Here is a 17,452-nt window from a genome sequence, read left to right as displayed (position 1 = left end):
AGTGCGCGACGGTGCGGCTCGATAGGATCGAGTCACTGACAAAAAGGAGTATCTGCATGAATATTACTGTGCTGGGTGGTGGTCACGGCTGTTACGCCGCTGCTGTCGAAATGGCTGAAAAGGGGCACCCGACCCGCCTGTGGCGTCGCGACTCCACCGCGCTCAAGGAGCTGCTGGCCATCGGCAGCCTGACCATCAAGGACTACAAGGGCACTCGCCAGTTGTCCGTCGGCCAGCAGGGCGACAAGCTGTCGTTCACCGACGACCTGGCCGAAGCCCTGGGCGACGCGCAACTGGTGATCATCCCGCTGCCGTCGACCTCCCACGAAGACCTGGCCAGACATGTTGCGCCGCACCTGCACGACGGTCAGGTGGTGTTCCTGCCGCCGGGCACTTTCGGCAGCTTCGTGTTCGCCAAGGCCATGGCCGATGCGGGCAACCGGAGCAAGGTCGCCTTCGCTGAAACCGGTACGCTGCCGTATCTGGTACGCAAGCATGGCACCAGCGACCTGGTGATCAGCGGTTACGCCACCCGCCTGCCAACCGGCGTATTCCCCAGCAACCTGTCCGAGCATGCTTTTGCGGTACTGCGCGAGGCCTACCCGAGCGTCGAGCCGATTGAAGACGCCCTGAGCGGTGCGCTGATGAACGCAGGCCCGATCATCCATCCGCCGCTGATCATGATGAACGCCGGTCCCCTGGAGCATTTCGAGGCCTGGGACATTCATAACGAAGGTACCCAACCGTCGATCCGCCGCGTGACCAACCAGCTCGATGCCGAGCGCATGGCCGTGCGCGAAGCACTGACCTACGGCGCTCCGCACTTCCCCCTGGCCGACCACTACAACACCACCGAAGGCGATGAGTGGATGTACGGTCGCGGTGCCCACGGCAAGCTGACCGACAGCGGCGACTGGCGCGAAGACATCGACCTGCAGAAGCACCGCTACATGCTCGAAGACACCCGCCTGGGCCTGTCTTTCCTGGTGTCCGTCGGCCGCTGGGCCGGTGTGCCGACTCCGGTGGCGCAGGGTCTGCTGAGCATTGCTTCGGTCGTCGCTGCACGGGATCTCTACGCCGAAGGCCGCACCCTGGAAAACCTCGGTCTGGCCACACTGAGTCGAGCGCAGATGACCGAACTGCTGACCAAGGGCTACAACTGATGAACGCCGCGCAGCCCCAGGTCAGCGTGGTCGGCGCCGGCCGGATGGGGGAGGGCATTGCCCTGGCGTTCATCCATGCGGGCCTGCCGGTCACCCTCATCGATATAAAGGATCGCTCCGAGGAGGAACGGCACGGCTACTTCGAGCGTGTGCGCAACAACATCCGCAGCGAATTGCAGATGCTGGTACGCCTTGGTGTACTCGAGGGGGATCAGGCGGACATCGCGATAGCCCGGCTGGCGGTGCAATCGAAATCCCAGGCCGCGGCGACACTGCCTCAGTGCGACCTGGTGTTCGAAGCGGTGCCGGAGGTCATCGCGGTCAAGCAGGAGACCTTCGCCTGGGTCAGCGAGCATGTCCCGGCGTCGACCATCATCGCCTCGACGACGTCGACGTTTCTCGTCACCGAGTTGAGCGAAATGGTCAGCACGCCTGCGCGCTTCGTGAACGCGCACTGGCTCAATCCCGCGTACCTGATGCCGCTGGTGGAAGTCAGCCGCAGCGAAGCGACCTGCCCTCAGGTCGTCGAACGGCTGCTGCAACTGCTCAAGCGGATCGGCAAGGTGCCCGTGGTGTGCAATCCGGTGGCTGGCTACATCGTGCCGCGCATTCAGGCATTGGTGATGAACGAAGCCGCACGGATGGTGGAAGAGGGCGTGGCCAGCGCAGAAGATATCGACACCGCAGTGCGCGTCGGTTTCGGGCTGCGCTTCTCGGTGCTGGGCCTGCTTGAATTCATCGACTGGGGCGGCGGCGACATTTTGTACTACGCCTCGCGCTACCTGAGTGGAGCGCTGTCACCGCGCTTCGAATCGCCACAGGTGATCGCCGACAACATGCAAAACGGCCGCAATGGCTTGCGAGATGGCCAAGGTTTCTACGACTACCGTGACATGGACGTGGAAGCCTACAAGCAGCAGCGTCTTGGCGATTTTGTCCGCAAGCTGCAATTGTCGGGGATGACGCCAGCGTTCGATGGCGCCTTGAAGCAGGCCTGAGCCTCAGGGCCCGGATGCCGGGCCCTGTCGATCCAATTGCGTAGTCTGAGCAAACCAGGCGCCGGCCTGGTACCAACAGGCGATCAATAATCCCAGAAGGCCGCAATCCAGCGGAAAGCGTCACCGTCGACCGCCACTCGGCCGACCGAGGGGAAGGGCAGGTGAGTGGCGACGAACAACTCGCCGCTCGCCGCCGCCTCCTGTAGCAGGCGGACTCGAACGCGAACCGATTCCTTGGGATCGTGCTCGGAGCCGTTGTGCCAGTCGGGATGGGCTTCTGGCCGTTATCTACCTGATGCAAAAGCCAGTTATCCCTGGCAACGCAGCCGGCCCGCGCGGCTATCGGTCCAGCAGAGGTGCCAGCAATGCACACATACCGCGCCAGTGCGAACCCTCCCAGTAAACCCGTTTGCAGGCGTCGCAGCGCAGGAAGTGCGAGTAGAGGGCGCCAACGCGTGGCGGCACCTGCGACCGAGCCAGTTCCGGGCTGATCTCGTGCAGCGGCAGGTTGCAATGAAGGCACAAGCTGAATGGCCGTGCGCTACGCGCCAGGTCGAGGCGCTCGTACAGTTCGCGCAGCTGCAGCGACGGTTTCAGGGCATGCACATAACAGCCATGGCTGATGATCCGGCGCTTGAGCAGTTCGCGGTCGCGGGTTAGCACAATGCGTCCTTGCTGCGCAGCGATCTCGGCGATCTGGCCATCCTCGAAGCCATTGTCATAGAGGGTGTCGAAGCCGCTCATGCGCAGCAGGCTGGCCAGCCCGCCAAGGTGCGCATCAGCGACGAAGCGCAGCACCCGTAAAGGTTGCGCACGAACCTTGAGCAGCGGGCTGATGTCCAGCGCTTCGAACTTTGGATACACCGCCAGCCGGTCACTGTCGAGGATCACCCGCTCGAAGCCCACCGACTCGCCGTTGAGCAGCACCAGTTCGACTTCGGTGTGCGGTACCCCGAGCGCCTCGATCATGTGCTTGACCGTCGCCCCTCGCGCGCATTCGCAAGTGAAGGATTGCCGCCGCCGTTCGGCCGGCAGGAAATCGTTGAGCTCCTCGTAGAAGCGAAAGGTTGCACTGGTCATGCTGAACAGTATGGCAGGGCTGCAGGATGAGCGAGTCCGGTCCGGAGATTTTCTCCGGCGGGTCCCAAACTACGATCGTCATCATGTTGAAATGGATGATGCCATGGAGCTTCGATGCAGGATGTACTGCTAGAAATTGATATCCACGTCAGTCGATGGGCAGCGATATGCTCAATCTCGTTCCTTTGTCCGGTGCGCTGTCGATCGTGAATTCCCCACCCAGCATGCTGATGCGCTCCTTCATGCCCACCAGCCCGAACGAGTTCAGTTTTTTGCGATCCGTCATGCCTACGCCGTTGTCCTTGATCTGCAGGTAAAGCCGGCGACCCTCCCTGGAGAGTTCGATATGCACCTGTGTCGCTTGCGCGTGCCGGGCAATATTCGACAGTGATTCCTGCACGATGCGGAACAGCGTCGTGGCGGATTTTTCGTTCAGGTCGCAACGGAAATTTTCGTCTTTCGCCGACATCGTGCAATCGATCGCGCTGCGCTGGCGGAACTCTTCAAGTTGCCACTCGATCGCGGCCTGCAATCCCAGGTCGAGTACGGGGGGCCGAAGATCATTGATGATACTGCGCACACTGCGGATGGCTGTATCGAGGTGATTCAGCGCATCGCTGGCCTTTTCGTTGAGCCTGGGGTGCAGGGTGGCGGTGCGCGCCTGCAGCATGGAGACGTCGATGCGCAACGCCAGCAGACTCTGTCCCAGCTCGTCGTGGATGTCGCGTGCGATGCGCTTTCGCTCTTCTTCCTTGAGGTGCTCCTGATAGGAGGCCAGTTCACGCAGCTGCCGTTTCGATTGCAGCAATTCTTCGGTCTGCATCGTCAGTTTGCGTTGCAAGTAGAACAGGTCGACAAACACCTGGATCTTGGCGCGAAGCACTTCGGCGACAATCGGCGAGAAGATGTAATCCACGGCACCGGACGTGTAACCGCGGAAACGCTCGGAATCCGTGTCGGCCTCCGCGGTGACGAAGATAATGGGCGTATGGGCCGACTTCGGGCGGCCGTGAATGAGTGCGGCGGTTTCAAAACCGTCCATTGCCGGCATTTTCACGTCGAGCAGAATGACGGCGAAGTCGCGCTGCAATAGCAGGCGCAGCGCCTCGCGTCCGGACGTCGCCGTGGCGACATCGAGGCCCATGTCGGTAATTACCGCGGCGAGCGCCGTGAGCTTGGCGGGATTGTCATCCACCAGCAACACGGAGGCTGGCACGCCATCCGGCGGGGCAAGGTGCCGCACCTGGGCGTTCTCTTTGAATACCGGAGGTTGCTTCATCGATAGAGCCATTTGCGCATCAGTGACAGCAGCTGGTCGGTATCCACCGGCTTGCTGACATAGTCCGAGGCGCCTGCCTCGATGCACTTTTCACGGTCACCCATCATCGCCTTGGCCGTCAGCGCAATCATGGGCAGGGCTTCAAATCGTTTGAAGGTACGGATCTGGCGCATGGTTTCAAAGCCATCCATCTCGGGCATCATGATGTCCATCAGCACGATGTCGGTATCGGGCTGCTGCTGCAGCAGTTCTATGGCGGTCCGGCCGTTTTCGGCCGTGGCCACCCGCATGTTGTTGCTCTCGAGCACGCTGGTCAGGGCAAAGATATTGCGCACGTCGTCGTCGACCACCAGGGCCTTTTTGCCCTCGAGGCTGTCCGACCCCTCATAGAGTTTTTCCAGCATCCTGCGCTGGGTCTGCGACAGCCTGTCGACGACACGGTGTAGAAACAGTGCGGTTTCGTCGAGTATGCGCTCGGGGGATTGAACGGCCTTGATCACGCCCTTGCCCAGCAGTGTCCGGAAACGCTCGTGTTGCGGCTTGGTCAGTGTCTCTGCACCGTAGACGACAATCGGCAGTTCACGCCTGGCCTGGTCTTCCTGTAACGCCTCGAGGAGCTTGATGCCGGATGCGTCGGGCAGTTCGAGATGGATTGCCATGCAGTCGTAGCGTTTCTTTGCCAGTGTCTTCAAGGCCTCAGCGCCGCTGGCGGTCGTTTCGATCTTCACGTCGGTGTTGTCGAGTAGATCGAGGATGCGGGCGCGGTTCGCTTCGTTGCCGTCGATCAGCAGCAGGTTCCTGGTCTTGCGTCCCGCGAATGCGACGATGCCGACCAGCGCATGTTGAATCTCATCGGCTGTGACTGGCTTGAGCAGATAGTCGAAAGCGCCATAGCGCAGCCCGCGTGTGCGGTCGTCAGTGCTCGAGATGATCTGGACCGGGATGTGACGCGTGGCGAAATTTCCCTTCAACTGCTCGAGCAGCAACCAGCCATCGATGTCTGTCAGGCCCGGGTCCAGCGTGATCGCGGCGGGTTTGAAGCGCTCGACAAGTTCCAGCGCATCCGCGCCACGGGTCGTGACGATAGCCCTGAACCCCTTCTGGTGCGCGGCCTCGAGCAGGATGCCGGCGAATCGGGCGTCGCCCTCGAGCATCAGCAGCACCTGGTCCCCGGGTTGGACCGACTCGCGGTCGTCGAGTATCTGTGCAGAAGGGCCTGACATAAGGTCGCGCCTGACCTGGCCAGGTACTGCCTCTGTCGCGGGTTCGTCCAGCATCTGACGCTGGGCATCCTGTGTTCGCAAGGGCACGTACAGCGCAAAAGTACTGCCCTTGCCGATCTCACCGGGGATCAGCCGCAGCTCACCGCCCAGCCGGTGTGCGAGCTCGCGGCTGATCGACAGGCCGAGGCCGGTGCCGCCGTATTTTCGTGAGGTTCCGGTATCGGCTTGCTGGAACGCCTCGAAGATGAGCTTCTGCTTGCCGGCCGATACGCCAATGCCGGTGTCGGTGACCACGAAGGCGACCACCGCATCGGCGCGATTCAGTTCGCTGTGATCCACACTCCACCCGGACACAACGGGCTCGATGCTGATCTTGACGCTGCCTTGCTCAGTGAACTTGAAGGCGTTGGACAGCAGGTTCTTGACCACCTGCAGCAGGCGCTTTTCGTCGGTCCACAAGGCGGGGGGCAGGGTAGGCGCCAGTTCGATCGTGAAGGTCAGGCCGCGGCTTTCGGCGACCGGCCGGAAGGTGCGTTCGATCTGGTCGTGCAGATCGGCGAACAGCGCTTCATTCAGATCCAGTGTGACCGTACCCGACTCGATCTTGGACAGGTAGAGAATCTCGTCGATCAGCTCCAGCAGGTCTTTGCCCGCGCTGCGGATGGTCTTGGCATATTCGACCTGCCTGGGGGTGAGATTGTGTTCCGCGTTGTCGCTGAGCTGCCGGGCCAGGATCAGCAAGCTGTTCAATGGCGTTCTGAGCTCATGGGACATGCTGGATAGGAATTCGGACTTGTACTTCGAGGTCAGCGTCAGCTGCTCCGCCTTCTCCTCCAGCGACAGCTTGGTGATTTCGACTTCGCGGTTCTTGCGCTCGACTTCGGCTTTCTGCTCCGCCAGCAGTCCGGCCTTGTCCTCCAGCTCCTCGTTGGTCTGTCTCAATTCCTCCTGTTGCCTTTGCAGTTCGTGCGCCAGCGATTGCGACTGCTTGAGCAGTTCTTCGGTACGCATATTGGCTTCGATCGTGTTGAGCACGATACCGATGGATTCGGCCAGCTGATCAAGGAAGGTTTGATGAATGATGCTGTAGCGCGTGAACGAAGCCATTTCGACGACGGCCTTGACCTTGTTCTCGAACAGGATCGGCAACACGATGATATTCAGCGGGGCGGCAGCACCGAGTCCCGATGAAATCGCGACGTAATCGGCCGGTACATCAGTCAGCAGGATGCGCCGCTTCTCGTAGGCGCATTGCCCGACCAGGCCCTCGCCGAGCCGCCACTCATCGTTCACATTGATGTTGCCCTTGTACGCATAAGCGGACAGCAGCTTGAGTTTCGCAGGATCCGGCGGGTTCTCGTCCATCATGTAGAACACACCGTGCTGGGCGTTGATCAGCGGAGCCAGTTCAGACAGCACCATCTTGGAGACTGCCGCCAGATCGCGCTGACCCTGCAGCAGGCGGTTGAATTTCGCCAGATTGCTCTTGAGCCAGTCCTGCTCCGCGTTTTGCCGCGTGGTTTCGCGCAGGTTGCGGATCATCTCGTTGACGTTGTCCTTGAGTTCCGCCACTTCACCCTTTGCTTCCACCTCCACGTAACGGGTCAGATCGCCCTTGGTCACCGCAGTCGCCACATCGGCAATTGCACGCACCTGGTTGGTCAGGTTGGCCGCCAGACCGTTGACGTTGTCCGTCAGGTCGCGCCAGGTGCCGGCAGCACCCGGCACGTGGGCCTGGCCCCCCAGCTTGCCCTCGACGCCCACTTCACGCGCCACCGAGGTCACCTGGTCGGAGAACAGCGCCAGCGTATCGGTCATACCGTTGATGGTGTCGGCCAGTTCGGCGATCTCACCCTTGGCTTCCAGTGTCAGTTTCTTCTTCATGTCGCCGTTGGCGACGGCGGTCACCACTTTCGCGATGCCTCGCACCTGGCTGGTCAGGTTGGCCGCCATGAAGTTCACGTTTTCGGTCAGATCCCTCCAGGTGCCGGACACGCCTTGCACCTGTGCCTGCCCCCCGAGCTTGCCTTCGGTGCCGACTTCGCGCGCCACCCGCGTCACTTCGGCGGCAAAGCTGTTGAGCTGGTCCACCATGGTGTTGATGGTGTTCTTCAGCTCCATGATTTCGCCCTTGGCTTCCACGGTGATCTTGCGCCCCAGGTTGCCTTTGGCCACCGCCGTCGTCACGTCGGCGATGTTGCGCACCTGATTGGTCAGGTTGGCCGCCATGCTGTTGACCGAGTCGGTCAAGTCTTTCCAGGTGCCACCGACGCCCGTCACCTTGGCCTGGCCGCCGAGTTTGCCGTCAGTCCCCACCTCGCGAGCCATGCGCGTCACTTCGTCGGCAAAGGTCGAGAGCTGGTCCACCATGGTGTTGATGGTTTCCTTGAGCTGGAGAATTTCACCTTTGGCTTCGGCTGTGATCTTGCGCGACAGATCGCCGTTGGCCACCGCCGTCGTCACGTCGGCAATGTTGCGCACCTGGGTGGTCAGGTTGGCTGCCATGCCGTTGACCGAATTGGTCAAGTCCTTCCAGGTGCCGGACACGCCGGTCACTTCGGCCTGTCCACCCAGTTTGCCTTCGGTACCGACTTCCAGCGCGACCCGTGTCACCTCCGAGGCGAAGCTGGAGAGCTGGTCGACCATGGTGTTGATGGTGTTTTTCAGTTCGAGAATCTCGCCCTTGGCTTCAACGGTAATTTTCTTGCCGAGGTCGCCGCGCGCCACCGCCGTCGTCACCTGGGCGAGGTTGCGCACCTGGGTGGTCAGGTTGGCCGCCATGCCGTTGACCGATTCGGTCAGGTCGCGCCAGGTGCCCGAGACACCGCGCACTTCCGCCTGGCCGCCCAACTTGCCTTCGGTACCGACTTCCAGCGCCACGCGGGTCACCTCCGCAGCGAAACTCGAGAGCTGGCCGACCATGGTGTTGATGGTGTTTTTCAGCTCGAGAATCTCACCCCGGGCTTCGACGGTAATCGTCTTGCCCAGATCGCCTTTGGCCACTGCCGTGGTCACGTAAGCGATGTTGCGCATCTGGGTGGTCAGGTTGGCGGCCATGTCGTTGACGGAGTCGGTCAGGTCTTTCCAGGTGCCGGACACCCCTTTGACATTGGCCTGCCCGCCGAGAATGCCCTCAGTACCCACTTCGCGCGCCACGCGGGTGACCTCGGAAGCGAAGGAGCCCAGTCGCGTCACCATGGTGTTGACGATCTCGGCGGACTTGAGGAACTGGCCCCGCAGTTTCAGGCCGTCGAGTACCGGCGGTACCTGCTGGCTCAGATTACCCTCGGCCACCGAACCGACCACGCGAATGATCTCGTTCATCGGGCTGATGAGGTCGCTGGTGAGCGCATTGCTGGAGTTGACGATCTTTTGCCACGAGCCTTTCATCATCGGCAATTGGATTCGCTCATCGACCTTGCCCTGCTTGCCGATCAGTTGCGCCACGCGTTCGAATTCGGTGGTGGTCTCGGCCGCCATGTCGATGATCTCGTTGAGCGTGTCGGCGATCTTGCCCGGCATGCCGGTCCAGTCTTCCGGCATGCGCGTGGTGAAGTCACCTTTGCGCAACGACTTCAGCGCTGCCAGCAATGTCTTCATGTCCAATACTTCGATCGGTGTCGTCACTGTGGCCATGTCTTTGTCCAGTCAAAATGATGCCGCGGGCAAGGCATCACCCCTTGCCGCAAGAGCCGGCATTGCAGTGTTTACCCTGTTGAAAACTGCGCGCTGGCTTACGAAATACTAGCAAGGTTGGTGCAATGCCCCGGATCCTGGGGGAAATTGTCATCTTGCAGTGCAATCCCGACCTGCTAACGTAGAGCCCGGCAGCAGATTCAATGGCTTGCTGGCCACTGGCCGCAGGGTTGGTGTGGGAATGCATGAGCGCGCGCCTCTGGGCCGGCGGGTTCAACATCATCTGTACATCGAGACACGAGACGGCTAGGGCCTTGCGGGTGCGAATGGAAAAGATAGATGACTGACCGAAAAATCAGAGTCCTGCTGGTGGATGATCACAGCATCGTGCGTAGCGGTGTGCGACGCATGCTGGAGACGGCCGGCGAGATCGACGTAACGGGTGAAGCCGAGACGGCGCAAGACGCCATGCTCCTGGTCCGCGAGCAGGATTTCGACGTGGCGCTGGTCGATATTCAGCTTCCCGACAAGAACGGCCTCGAGCTTCTCAAACTCATGCGCGCGCACAAGCCCAAGCTCGCCGTTCTGATGTTGAGCATGCATTCGGTCGAGGCCTATGCGTTACGCGCAATCAAGCACGGCGCAGCGGGATACCTCACCAAGGATATTTCCGCAGCCACCCTGGTGGCGGCCGTTCGCAAGGTGGCCTCAGGCGGCAAGCACGTCAGTCCCGAGCTGGCGGAAAAACTGGTCAATGCTATTGGCAGAGGCGACGAGGCACCCCACGAAGCGCTCTCCGACCGGGAGCTTGAAGTACTGAAGCTCCTCGCTGCAGGCGAAAGAATTGTGCGCATCGCTCAGATACTGCACTTGAGTCCGAGCACCGTCACGACGTACCGGGCACGCATCCTGGAAAAAACCGGGATGGACAGCAACGCGAAACTGGCCCGCTATGCACTTGAAAACGGCTTGTTAACCTAGAGTGACTGCTTGTAGTGGAACCACTACAAGCTTTTGGCTGATATCTCCACAAAGAACTCCTGCTAACGTCGATAGCGGAGACCGTCCCGATCAAGCATATTTACCCCTCGGAATATATTGGTCTGCTCAATGGAGTTGTCTTCGTCAACGAGTCAGAAAAGACTCCGGAATGGATATTCACAAGTTGAGCACTGAGTGCACGCTGCATTCATGTTGAATCAACGTTCAAACTGGAGGGCGTCATGATGATAGGTTATGGGTTATGCGCATTACTGTGGGGGGTAGTGCTGCTGGAGGAAATCCAACTCATGCCCCGCCAGGAATGGAAAGAAGAGGGTCTGAAAAAGGTTCTATTGCTGCGCCGGACCAGAACACGGACTGGCTACTTTATTGCGTTGATCGCTGGCGCAATGTGCCTTTATAGCGAAATCCTGGTGGCGCCGGTCGAACAGAGTATTTTCAATCCGGAGCTGATACTTGCCGTATCTGGTGTTCTTTGGGGGGCTTATCTTTCCGTAGTCTGCATGAAGGGGAAGCGATAGGGGCCGCTGGATCTCGTTTAAACCGGCGTTAGCAGCACCGTTTTCGAACTGCTAACAGCGGATTTCATTGGCTAAAGCTGAACGTCCTTGTTCAGCCTGGCTTCACCATCCAGCGAGGGCGGCGTTTCCTGGAATCCTGAAGCCTTGCTCCCTACGCGTTTCGGTGTCTCTGTTTTTTGCCCAGGCAGTAAGCAGGACCATCATCCCGAAACCGCCGACGATGAGAACCGGATAGGCCGCCAGCAACTCGACCAGCGAGTATTTCCAGGCCAGCGGACGACCGACACCGAGCATGGCGGCATAGAACCAGGACACACCAGAGAGCGCGCCGGAGAACAGCGCCAGCATGCGCAAGTTGAAGGAGAGTTTGAGTATCGAACCGGCTTTTTTCAGCGCCGGCAATACAGCGCTATGCAACAGGAAGCCGTTAAAGGTCAGCAGCACGACGATGCCGATTTTGGCTTGCAGTTTTGGATTGAGGAAATACTCCATCCCTTTACCGGCATAATCGATCCCGACAATACCAATGCCAGTAATCCAAAGCGCTACAAGTGCAAGCGATACGGTTTTTTGAAGGCTTTCCATGTGCGCGTCATCTTGGTGACCTGACGCATCCCCCTTCAGGAGTTGCTTGACCATTGCAATGTCACTGGTCAACACAAGCCCGATTGCCACGCAACAGGCGATAAGATGAAAATATACAACGCCCAAACGCACATATTCCACGGTGGACGAAGAAAACATACTAAGTTCCATGGTGACCTCTTTTATTTAATAGTGAATCAACTTGGCTCTCGGCACGACTTGATTGAAGTTTGCCATTGCTGATTGCCATTTGGATTCAGCCATTGTTATCAATTAATCCTGGGGCAATACGCCACCAAGATAATAGTGAGTTTCGCGAATGAATTTTCAGTCATTCGAATATGTCCATTTTCAGGTAACACAAAACCTCAATCACACTGAGTGCACAGGAGGTTAACTTCCGCTTCTTGTTGCGGGGCGGCTACGCCCGGAACCCGATCGACGTGCGGATCAGGCAATGCTGGTGGGGTCGGCGGGGCTTCCACCCCATTCGAGGAAACGGATCTTGTGAATCTCGCCCTCGCTGTCTTCGTAGACCAGGGTCACCGGTACGACGCCGGTCTTGTCGGATGTATCGGTGCGCTGCAATACCCGTTTCACATCGATGTCCATACCGTAGTGGTATTCGACGGCTGAGACATGCGCGCCCGGGTCTTGCAGGTTGTTCTGGTCAAAGACACTGGGTGCGAGACTGGAAATCACGGCACTGACTATCGTGGCCATGCTCATAAGGCTGTACCTCCACTGAAGTTCACTTGACAAGGACTTAATGTGACACGTGATGAAAGTGAAGTTCACTTCACCACGACGAACGTGCCTGTCTGAAAAGCCTGTAGTGGCTGCAAACTCTCTGCAATTCCCCGCGCTTGACGCCTTTCGACCATTCGTCCTAAAACCCCTGAATTTGTTGGTAAAAGTCCGTTTTTGAAGGAGGTCATAACATGTCATGACGGATTTTTACGCAGGGTGAATGCGCGGGCTGCAGCCATTGATTCCATTGGTTATGGAGGTCAGAAGCATTCGTTCTATTGCCCGTGGCATGGCTGGCTAATCTACGGAGGTTGAAGGAGGGCAACCTTCGGGAAGGTGCAGCCATATGGACGAAAATCCGATCGAAACCGATTACCTGGTCATCGGTGCTGGCGCGATGGCCATGGCCTTCGTCGATACGCTACTCAAGGAAACCAATGCACGTATCGTGATGGTGGATCGGCACGATCGCGCTGGCGGGCACTGGAATGATGCCTACCCGTTCGTACGGTTACACCAGCCCTCGACCTGCTATGGCGTCAACTCACGGGAGCTGGGCAGCGGAACGAAAGACACGACGGCACTGAACGAGGGCTTGTATGAGCTAGCCTCCGGCGCCGAGGTGGTGAGCTACTTCAATCAGGTGATGAATCAGCAGTTTCTGCCCTCAGGTCGAGTCCGTTTTTTCCCCATGTGCAACTACACCGGCGACCGCCTTGACGATCACCGGTTTACCTCGCTCGTCAGCGGCGCAGACCATCAGGTCCGGGTGCACAAAAAGGTGGTGGATGCCACCCATGCCCAGACCGCAGTGCCCTCGACCCATCCGCCCAGGTACAGGGTGGAACCCGGCGTGCAATGCGTGCCACTGAACGACTTGCCGAAAATCCGCCACCCATACGCCAGCTACGTCGTGGTGGGGGCGGGCAAGACCGGGATCGACGCTTGCCTGTGGTTGCTGCAAAACGGTGTTGCGCCCGCAACCATCTGCTGGATCATGCCGAACGATCCGTGGTTGATCGACCGGGCCAATGTGCAACCCGGCCTCGACAGCTTCGAAAGAACCATCGGCGGTCTCAGGGCACAGTTCGAGGCCATCGCCGCCGCAGACTCGATCCCGGACCTGTTCTTAAGGCTTGAGGCGACGGGCCAGCTCTTGCGCCTGGACAAGTCCGTCGAACCCACTGTTTACCGCTGCGCCACCGTCACCCAAGCGGAATTATGCGAGCTTCGACGCATCGACAACGTCGTGCGCCTGGGGAGGGTGCGCGTTATCGAGCCAACGCGCATTGCGCTCGAGCAGGGCAGCATTACCACGAGCCCACATGCTTTGCACATTGACTGCAGCGCCAGTGCCATCCCGACACTGCTTGAAATGAAGGTGTTCGACGGCGGCAAGATCAACCTGTTGATGGTCAGCAGCTGCCAACCCGTGTTCAGCGCCGCCTTGATTGCCTATGTGGAAAGCCACCTGGTCGATCAAGCGCAAATGAACGCGCTGTGCAAGATGGTCCCTGCGCCTCAAATCCCCACGGACTGGATCAGAATCTGGGCGGTCCACCTGAGTAACCAGCTACGCTGGGGAGAGCATGAAGGCTTGTCCCGCTGGATCAAGCAGTCGCGTTTGTTCTTTATGACAGCGGTGGTCAGGGGCCTTAAGGAAACCGACACCGAGAAACTGGCACAGCTGCATCAGCTCTCCGTCAGCAGGCAGCAGGCTCTGGCGAACTTGCCACGGTTGCTGGGGGCCATCGCTTGAATCGCAGGAAGCGCACATGAACGAGCCACACTTCGAACTGCTCGACATCAATGGCATCCGCATGCGGATAGCCACGCAAGGTAGCGGTCCGCTGGTCTTGCTGTGCCATGGTTTTCCGGAGCTGTGGTACTCGTGGCGCAACCAGCTTGCGGCGCTGGCGGCCGCCGGCTACAGGGCGGTAGCGCCCGACATGCGCGGCTATGGCGGCACAGATGCGCCGGCCGAGCCCGACGCCTACACCACGCTGCACCTGGTAGGCGACATGGTCGAGTTGGTCAACGCACTCGGCGAACGGCAAGCCGTGATCGTCGGCCATGATTGGGGAGCGCAGGTGGCCTGGAGCGCCGCCTTGCTGCGACCCGATCTGTTTCGCGCAGTGGTCGGCATGAGCGTTCCGTTCTCGCCGCCGGCGCGCGTGGAGCTCCTCAGTGCGCTGGTCTCGCGGGGGATCAGCGACTTCTACATCCAGTATTTCCAGGCGCCGGGTGTGGCCGAAGCCGAGCTGGAAAGGGACGTCGAGTCGTCGATCCGGCGCATCTACTTCAGTGGCTCGGGAGACGGCCCCGAGGGGCTGGTGTTCGGCCGGCTGCAGCCGGGCCAGGGCTTCCTGGGCGCGATGATCGAGCCTGAAACCCTGCCAGGCTGGCTAAGCCTGGAGGATATTGCCTACTACACACGCGAATTCACCCGCAGCGGATTTCGCGGCGGCTTGAACTGGTACCGCAACATGACGCGCTCATGGGCACTGCTGGCACCCTGGCGCGGTTGCATTATTCGGCAGCCGTCGATGTTCATTGCCGGCAGCCGCGACGCCGTGCTGAAGTTTCCCAGTTCCCCGCGGCAGATCGAAGCCTTCGCGCAGACACTCCCGGAACTGCGCGGGTGTCATATCCTCGAAGGTGCCGGCCACTGGATACAGCAAGAGCGCGCGACAGAGGTCAATGAGCTGCTACTGGGCTTTCTGAAAAAACTATGAATGGATCGAAACCGGAGGGACCCATGAGCAATCTCATCGCCACCGACGAGCCACCTGAAGCCGTTCGCCTGATGGTCAAGGTTTACGCCTGCTTGCTGCTCGCAGGGTTTGCGCTGGTTCCGGCCTATCTGATCGGCTACCTGTACTTTTTTCAGGACCCCACGCTTTTATTCGAGAATCACCTGTTCCACATCTTTGCGATCACGGCAGCCACCCTGGCAGGCCTGTTTGTTACTTACGTCACGTGGCGCTGTTATCAGTCATCCGGAGAGCCGCTGCTGCGATGGATGACGCTTGGATTTCTCGGCTTTGTAGTGATCTACGCGTTGCATGGTGCGTTCACCGGGCTTGCACACCACAATATCTGGCTCTTCCTGCTTTATGGACCGGCCTCTCGCCTGGTCATGTCGATCTTGCTGTTGATCGGAATGCTGTCGTACCACCGCCCACCGGATGCCGCGGACCAGCGAATGAAGGCCCGCCCGTGGTTGACCTGGATAGGACTGTTCCTGGTGGTTGACGTGGCAGTGGCGTACGTCGCGAATTCGCCGATCGCCAGCAATCTCGCGGTGCGCCTGTCGATGGAGGGGGGAGCCCTCGTTCTTTCCACGTTGACCGTGACCATACTTCTGCTGCGCCGTATCCGTTCGCCGCTGATGAGCATTTTCATCATCTCGGTCACCGCGTTCGCGCTGTCCTCCCTTGCCTTCATCCTTGCACGTCCGTGGAACCATATGTGGTGGCTCGCGCACGCGATCTTCGCCGGTGGGTTCTTCATGTTGAGCTATGGAGTCGTGCAAGCGTTCCTCACCACGCGGTCGTTTTCCAGGATCTACAGCCAGGAGGAGTTGATGGTGCGTCTTGCCGAAGCGATGGCGTATGCCGAGAACGCCTTGCAGGAACTCCAGCGCACCAATCAGGAACTGGGGCACCTTGCGGCGACCGATCCACTGACAGGCGCTGATAATCGGCGTCGGTTCATGGAGCGGGTCGAAGGCGAAATCGGCCGGACCAAACGCGGCGATGCGCCGTTCTCCGTGTTGGCACTGGACCTGGATAATTTCAAGTCCATCAACGATCGCTTCGGGCACCAGGTGGGCGATGACATCCTGAAGAGTTTCGTGGAAAAATGCCTCGATTCGATCCGGCCGTATGACGGCGTGGCCCGAGTCGGCGGAGAAGAATTCATGATACTGCTGCCTCAGACTTCACTTGAAGGCGCGCACGAAATCGCCGAGCGTCTGCGAAGCAGCGTTGCCAATAGTTCTTTTCATGGCCTGCAGCGGCCAACCGTGGTCACAGTGAGCATCGGTGTATCGCAATCCGGCCGCGATGGCGACACCATCGAGGCCATTCTGCGTACCGCCGATCAACGCCTGTATCACGCTAAACACCAAGGCCGTAACCGTGTGGTCACGGCCTTCAAGACCAGCCTGCAACCTCTGCCTTGACCGTCGTCTCGAAGTCGTTGCGCCACGGTATGGGCTGTCACTCGCAGGGTTCAGCCTGTTTCACCGGCATTATCCGATGACGTTTCGCCGCCCATACGACCCCGCCCACCAGCAACACGATCGAGACCACTTCCATCAAGCCAGGCATGCGCTGGCTGAACAGAAAACCGTATACGCAGGCAAACAGCGTTTCGAACACGATCATCTGGCCGCTCAACGACGCGGGCATTCGACGCGAGCAAGCATTCCAGAGCCCATTGGCCAGCCATGAACCACAGAGTGCCAGGAACAGGCAAACCCACAGGAAAGTCGTCCAGCGGCTGCTTTCAACCTCAGAGGGCACCAGGTTCGGAAACAGCATCAAGGCCGCGAAGCCGAACACGATCGCCACGATGCCCGTCACGATGCCGGTCAGCGTCGACCACTCGCTGCTGTTGAAATGGCTTTGCTTGAGATACCGGGCGTTGTGGGTGGCGTACCACGACCAGCAGGCCACGGCACTGAACCCGCAGGCCAGGCCCAGCAACCGGGAAGACAGCGAGGTGCTCGCCACCTGCACGCCGGTATGTTCCAGACTGACCGATACGATGCCCAGGAATACCAGCAGCAGAGGGAGCTTGAGCCTGGTCAGGGGCAGGGACCCTGCATCGCTACGCCCCAGAAAAGTGATGGCGACCGGCATCATGCCGTTGATAAGGGCGGCCGCGGTCACCCCGCTCAGCTGTACGGAAGCGCCCAGGAGCGCGTAGTTCAGGACATTGCCGGTCAGTGACAGACGCAGCAGCATCCAGGCATCGCCGCGGGTCAAACGCGACAGCAGGCGGGACGCGAAGGGCAAGGCCACGAGGAGCGAGATCATCCCGTACAGGGCAAACCGTACGCTGCTGATCAGCACGGCATTGAATTCCGGCAGCAACGAAGGGCCGATAATCACGCCACCCCAGATGGCACCTGCCAATATCGCAAATACAACGCCACTGTTCATCATCTCGGCTCTGGCAGGCTGTTTAGCCGCATTCTAGCCATGGC

General features: G+C 59.7%; 13 protein-coding genes and 1 pseudogene. 7 read left to right on the top strand and 7 right to left on the bottom strand.

The features are described 5' to 3' along the window. Nucleotides 1-56: 56 nt before the first annotated feature. Together KW841_RS22435 and KW841_RS22430 are read left to right on the top strand one after the other, a co-directional pair. Entirely contained in the window at nucleotides 57-1,163 is a 1,107-nt protein-coding gene (locus KW841_RS22435; protein WP_218479807.1) for an NAD/NADP-dependent octopine/nopaline dehydrogenase family protein, read from the top strand. Then, nucleotides 1,163-2,161, top strand: a complete 999-nt coding sequence (locus KW841_RS22430) for a 3-hydroxybutyryl-CoA dehydrogenase (protein WP_218479806.1) — start codon at nucleotides 1,163-1,165, stop codon at nucleotides 2,159-2,161. The genes KW841_RS22435 and KW841_RS22430 overlap by 1 nt, the downstream gene beginning before the upstream one ends. 83 nt (nucleotides 2,162-2,244) lie before the next feature. Here the strand turns inward: KW841_RS22430 and KW841_RS29775 are convergent. The 4 genes and pseudogenes from KW841_RS29775 to KW841_RS22415 form a co-directional block, all read right to left on the bottom strand. Beyond that, nucleotides 2,245-2,433, bottom strand: a pseudogene (locus KW841_RS29775) (MBL fold metallo-hydrolase); the annotation flags it as partial. 67 nt (nucleotides 2,434-2,500) lie between these two features. Then, the gene (locus KW841_RS22425; protein WP_218479805.1) at nucleotides 2,501-3,241 is read right to left on the bottom strand and encodes a Mut7-C ubiquitin/RNAse domain-containing protein; all 741 of its coding nucleotides are present in this window, start codon (nucleotides 3,239-3,241) and stop codon (nucleotides 2,501-2,503) included. Nucleotides 3,242-3,389: 148 nt separating this feature from the next. Further along, nucleotides 3,390-4,520, bottom strand: coding sequence for a response regulator (locus tag KW841_RS22420; RefSeq protein ID WP_218479804.1), 1,131 nt, complete (start codon nucleotides 4,518-4,520; stop codon nucleotides 3,390-3,392). After that, nucleotides 4,517-9,379: a response regulator gene (locus KW841_RS22415; RefSeq protein WP_218479803.1), complete on the bottom strand. Its 4,863-nt coding sequence runs from the start codon at nucleotides 9,377-9,379 to the stop codon at nucleotides 4,517-4,519. The genes KW841_RS22420 and KW841_RS22415 overlap by 4 nt, the downstream gene beginning before the upstream one ends. A gap of 339 nt (nucleotides 9,380-9,718) precedes the next feature. Here KW841_RS22415 and KW841_RS22410 point away from each other — a divergent pair, with 339 nt between their 5' ends. Together KW841_RS22410 and KW841_RS22405 are read left to right on the top strand one after the other, a co-directional pair. Next, nucleotides 9,719-10,360, top strand: coding sequence for a response regulator transcription factor (locus tag KW841_RS22410; RefSeq protein WP_218479802.1), 642 nt, complete (start codon nucleotides 9,719-9,721; stop codon nucleotides 10,358-10,360). A 242-nt stretch (nucleotides 10,361-10,602) separates the two neighbouring features. Beyond that, the gene (locus tag KW841_RS22405; RefSeq protein WP_218479801.1) at nucleotides 10,603-10,902 is read left to right on the top strand and encodes a hypothetical protein; all 300 of its coding nucleotides are present in this window, start codon (nucleotides 10,603-10,605) and stop codon (nucleotides 10,900-10,902) included. Between the two features lie 102 nt (nucleotides 10,903-11,004). On the opposite strand, the gene KW841_RS22400 is transcribed toward KW841_RS22405, so the two are convergent. Both KW841_RS22400 and KW841_RS22395 read right to left on the bottom strand, forming a co-directional pair. Further along, the gene (locus KW841_RS22400) at nucleotides 11,005-11,658 is read right to left on the bottom strand and encodes a hypothetical protein (protein WP_218479800.1); all 654 of its coding nucleotides are present in this window, start codon (nucleotides 11,656-11,658) and stop codon (nucleotides 11,005-11,007) included. 279 nt (nucleotides 11,659-11,937) lie between these two features. Next, nucleotides 11,938-12,216, bottom strand: coding sequence for a DUF2790 domain-containing protein (locus KW841_RS22395; RefSeq protein WP_095967106.1), 279 nt, complete (start codon nucleotides 12,214-12,216; stop codon nucleotides 11,938-11,940). Between the two features lie 367 nt (nucleotides 12,217-12,583). Here KW841_RS22395 and KW841_RS22390 point away from each other — a divergent pair, with 367 nt between their 5' ends. From KW841_RS22390 to KW841_RS22380, 3 genes are read left to right on the top strand one after another with little or no spacing between them, the layout of a single operon-like run. After that, complete coding sequence (locus tag KW841_RS22390) at nucleotides 12,584-13,996, top strand: NAD(P)/FAD-dependent oxidoreductase (protein WP_218479799.1); 1,413 nt, start codon at nucleotides 12,584-12,586, stop codon at nucleotides 13,994-13,996. Between the two features lie 16 nt (nucleotides 13,997-14,012). Next, nucleotides 14,013-14,972, top strand: a complete 960-nt coding sequence (locus KW841_RS22385) for an alpha/beta fold hydrolase (RefSeq protein ID WP_218479798.1) — start codon at nucleotides 14,013-14,015, stop codon at nucleotides 14,970-14,972. Nucleotides 14,973-14,995: 23 nt separating this feature from the next. Next, complete coding sequence (locus tag KW841_RS22380) at nucleotides 14,996-16,423, top strand: GGDEF domain-containing protein (RefSeq protein ID WP_218479797.1); 1,428 nt, start codon at nucleotides 14,996-14,998, stop codon at nucleotides 16,421-16,423. 37 nt (nucleotides 16,424-16,460) lie between these two features. Here the strand turns inward: KW841_RS22380 and KW841_RS22375 are convergent, their stop codons facing one another. Next, nucleotides 16,461-17,411, bottom strand: coding sequence for a DMT family transporter (locus KW841_RS22375; RefSeq protein ID WP_218479796.1), 951 nt, complete (start codon nucleotides 17,409-17,411; stop codon nucleotides 16,461-16,463). Nucleotides 17,412-17,452: the final 41 nt, after the last annotated feature.

The sequence above is a fragment of the Pseudomonas sp. PDM28 genome, from assembly GCF_019219115.1.
Taxonomy (GTDB): domain Bacteria; phylum Pseudomonadota; class Gammaproteobacteria; order Pseudomonadales; family Pseudomonadaceae; genus Aquipseudomonas; species Aquipseudomonas laurylsulfatiphila.
This window is presented reverse-complemented; position numbering and strand designations above follow the sequence as displayed.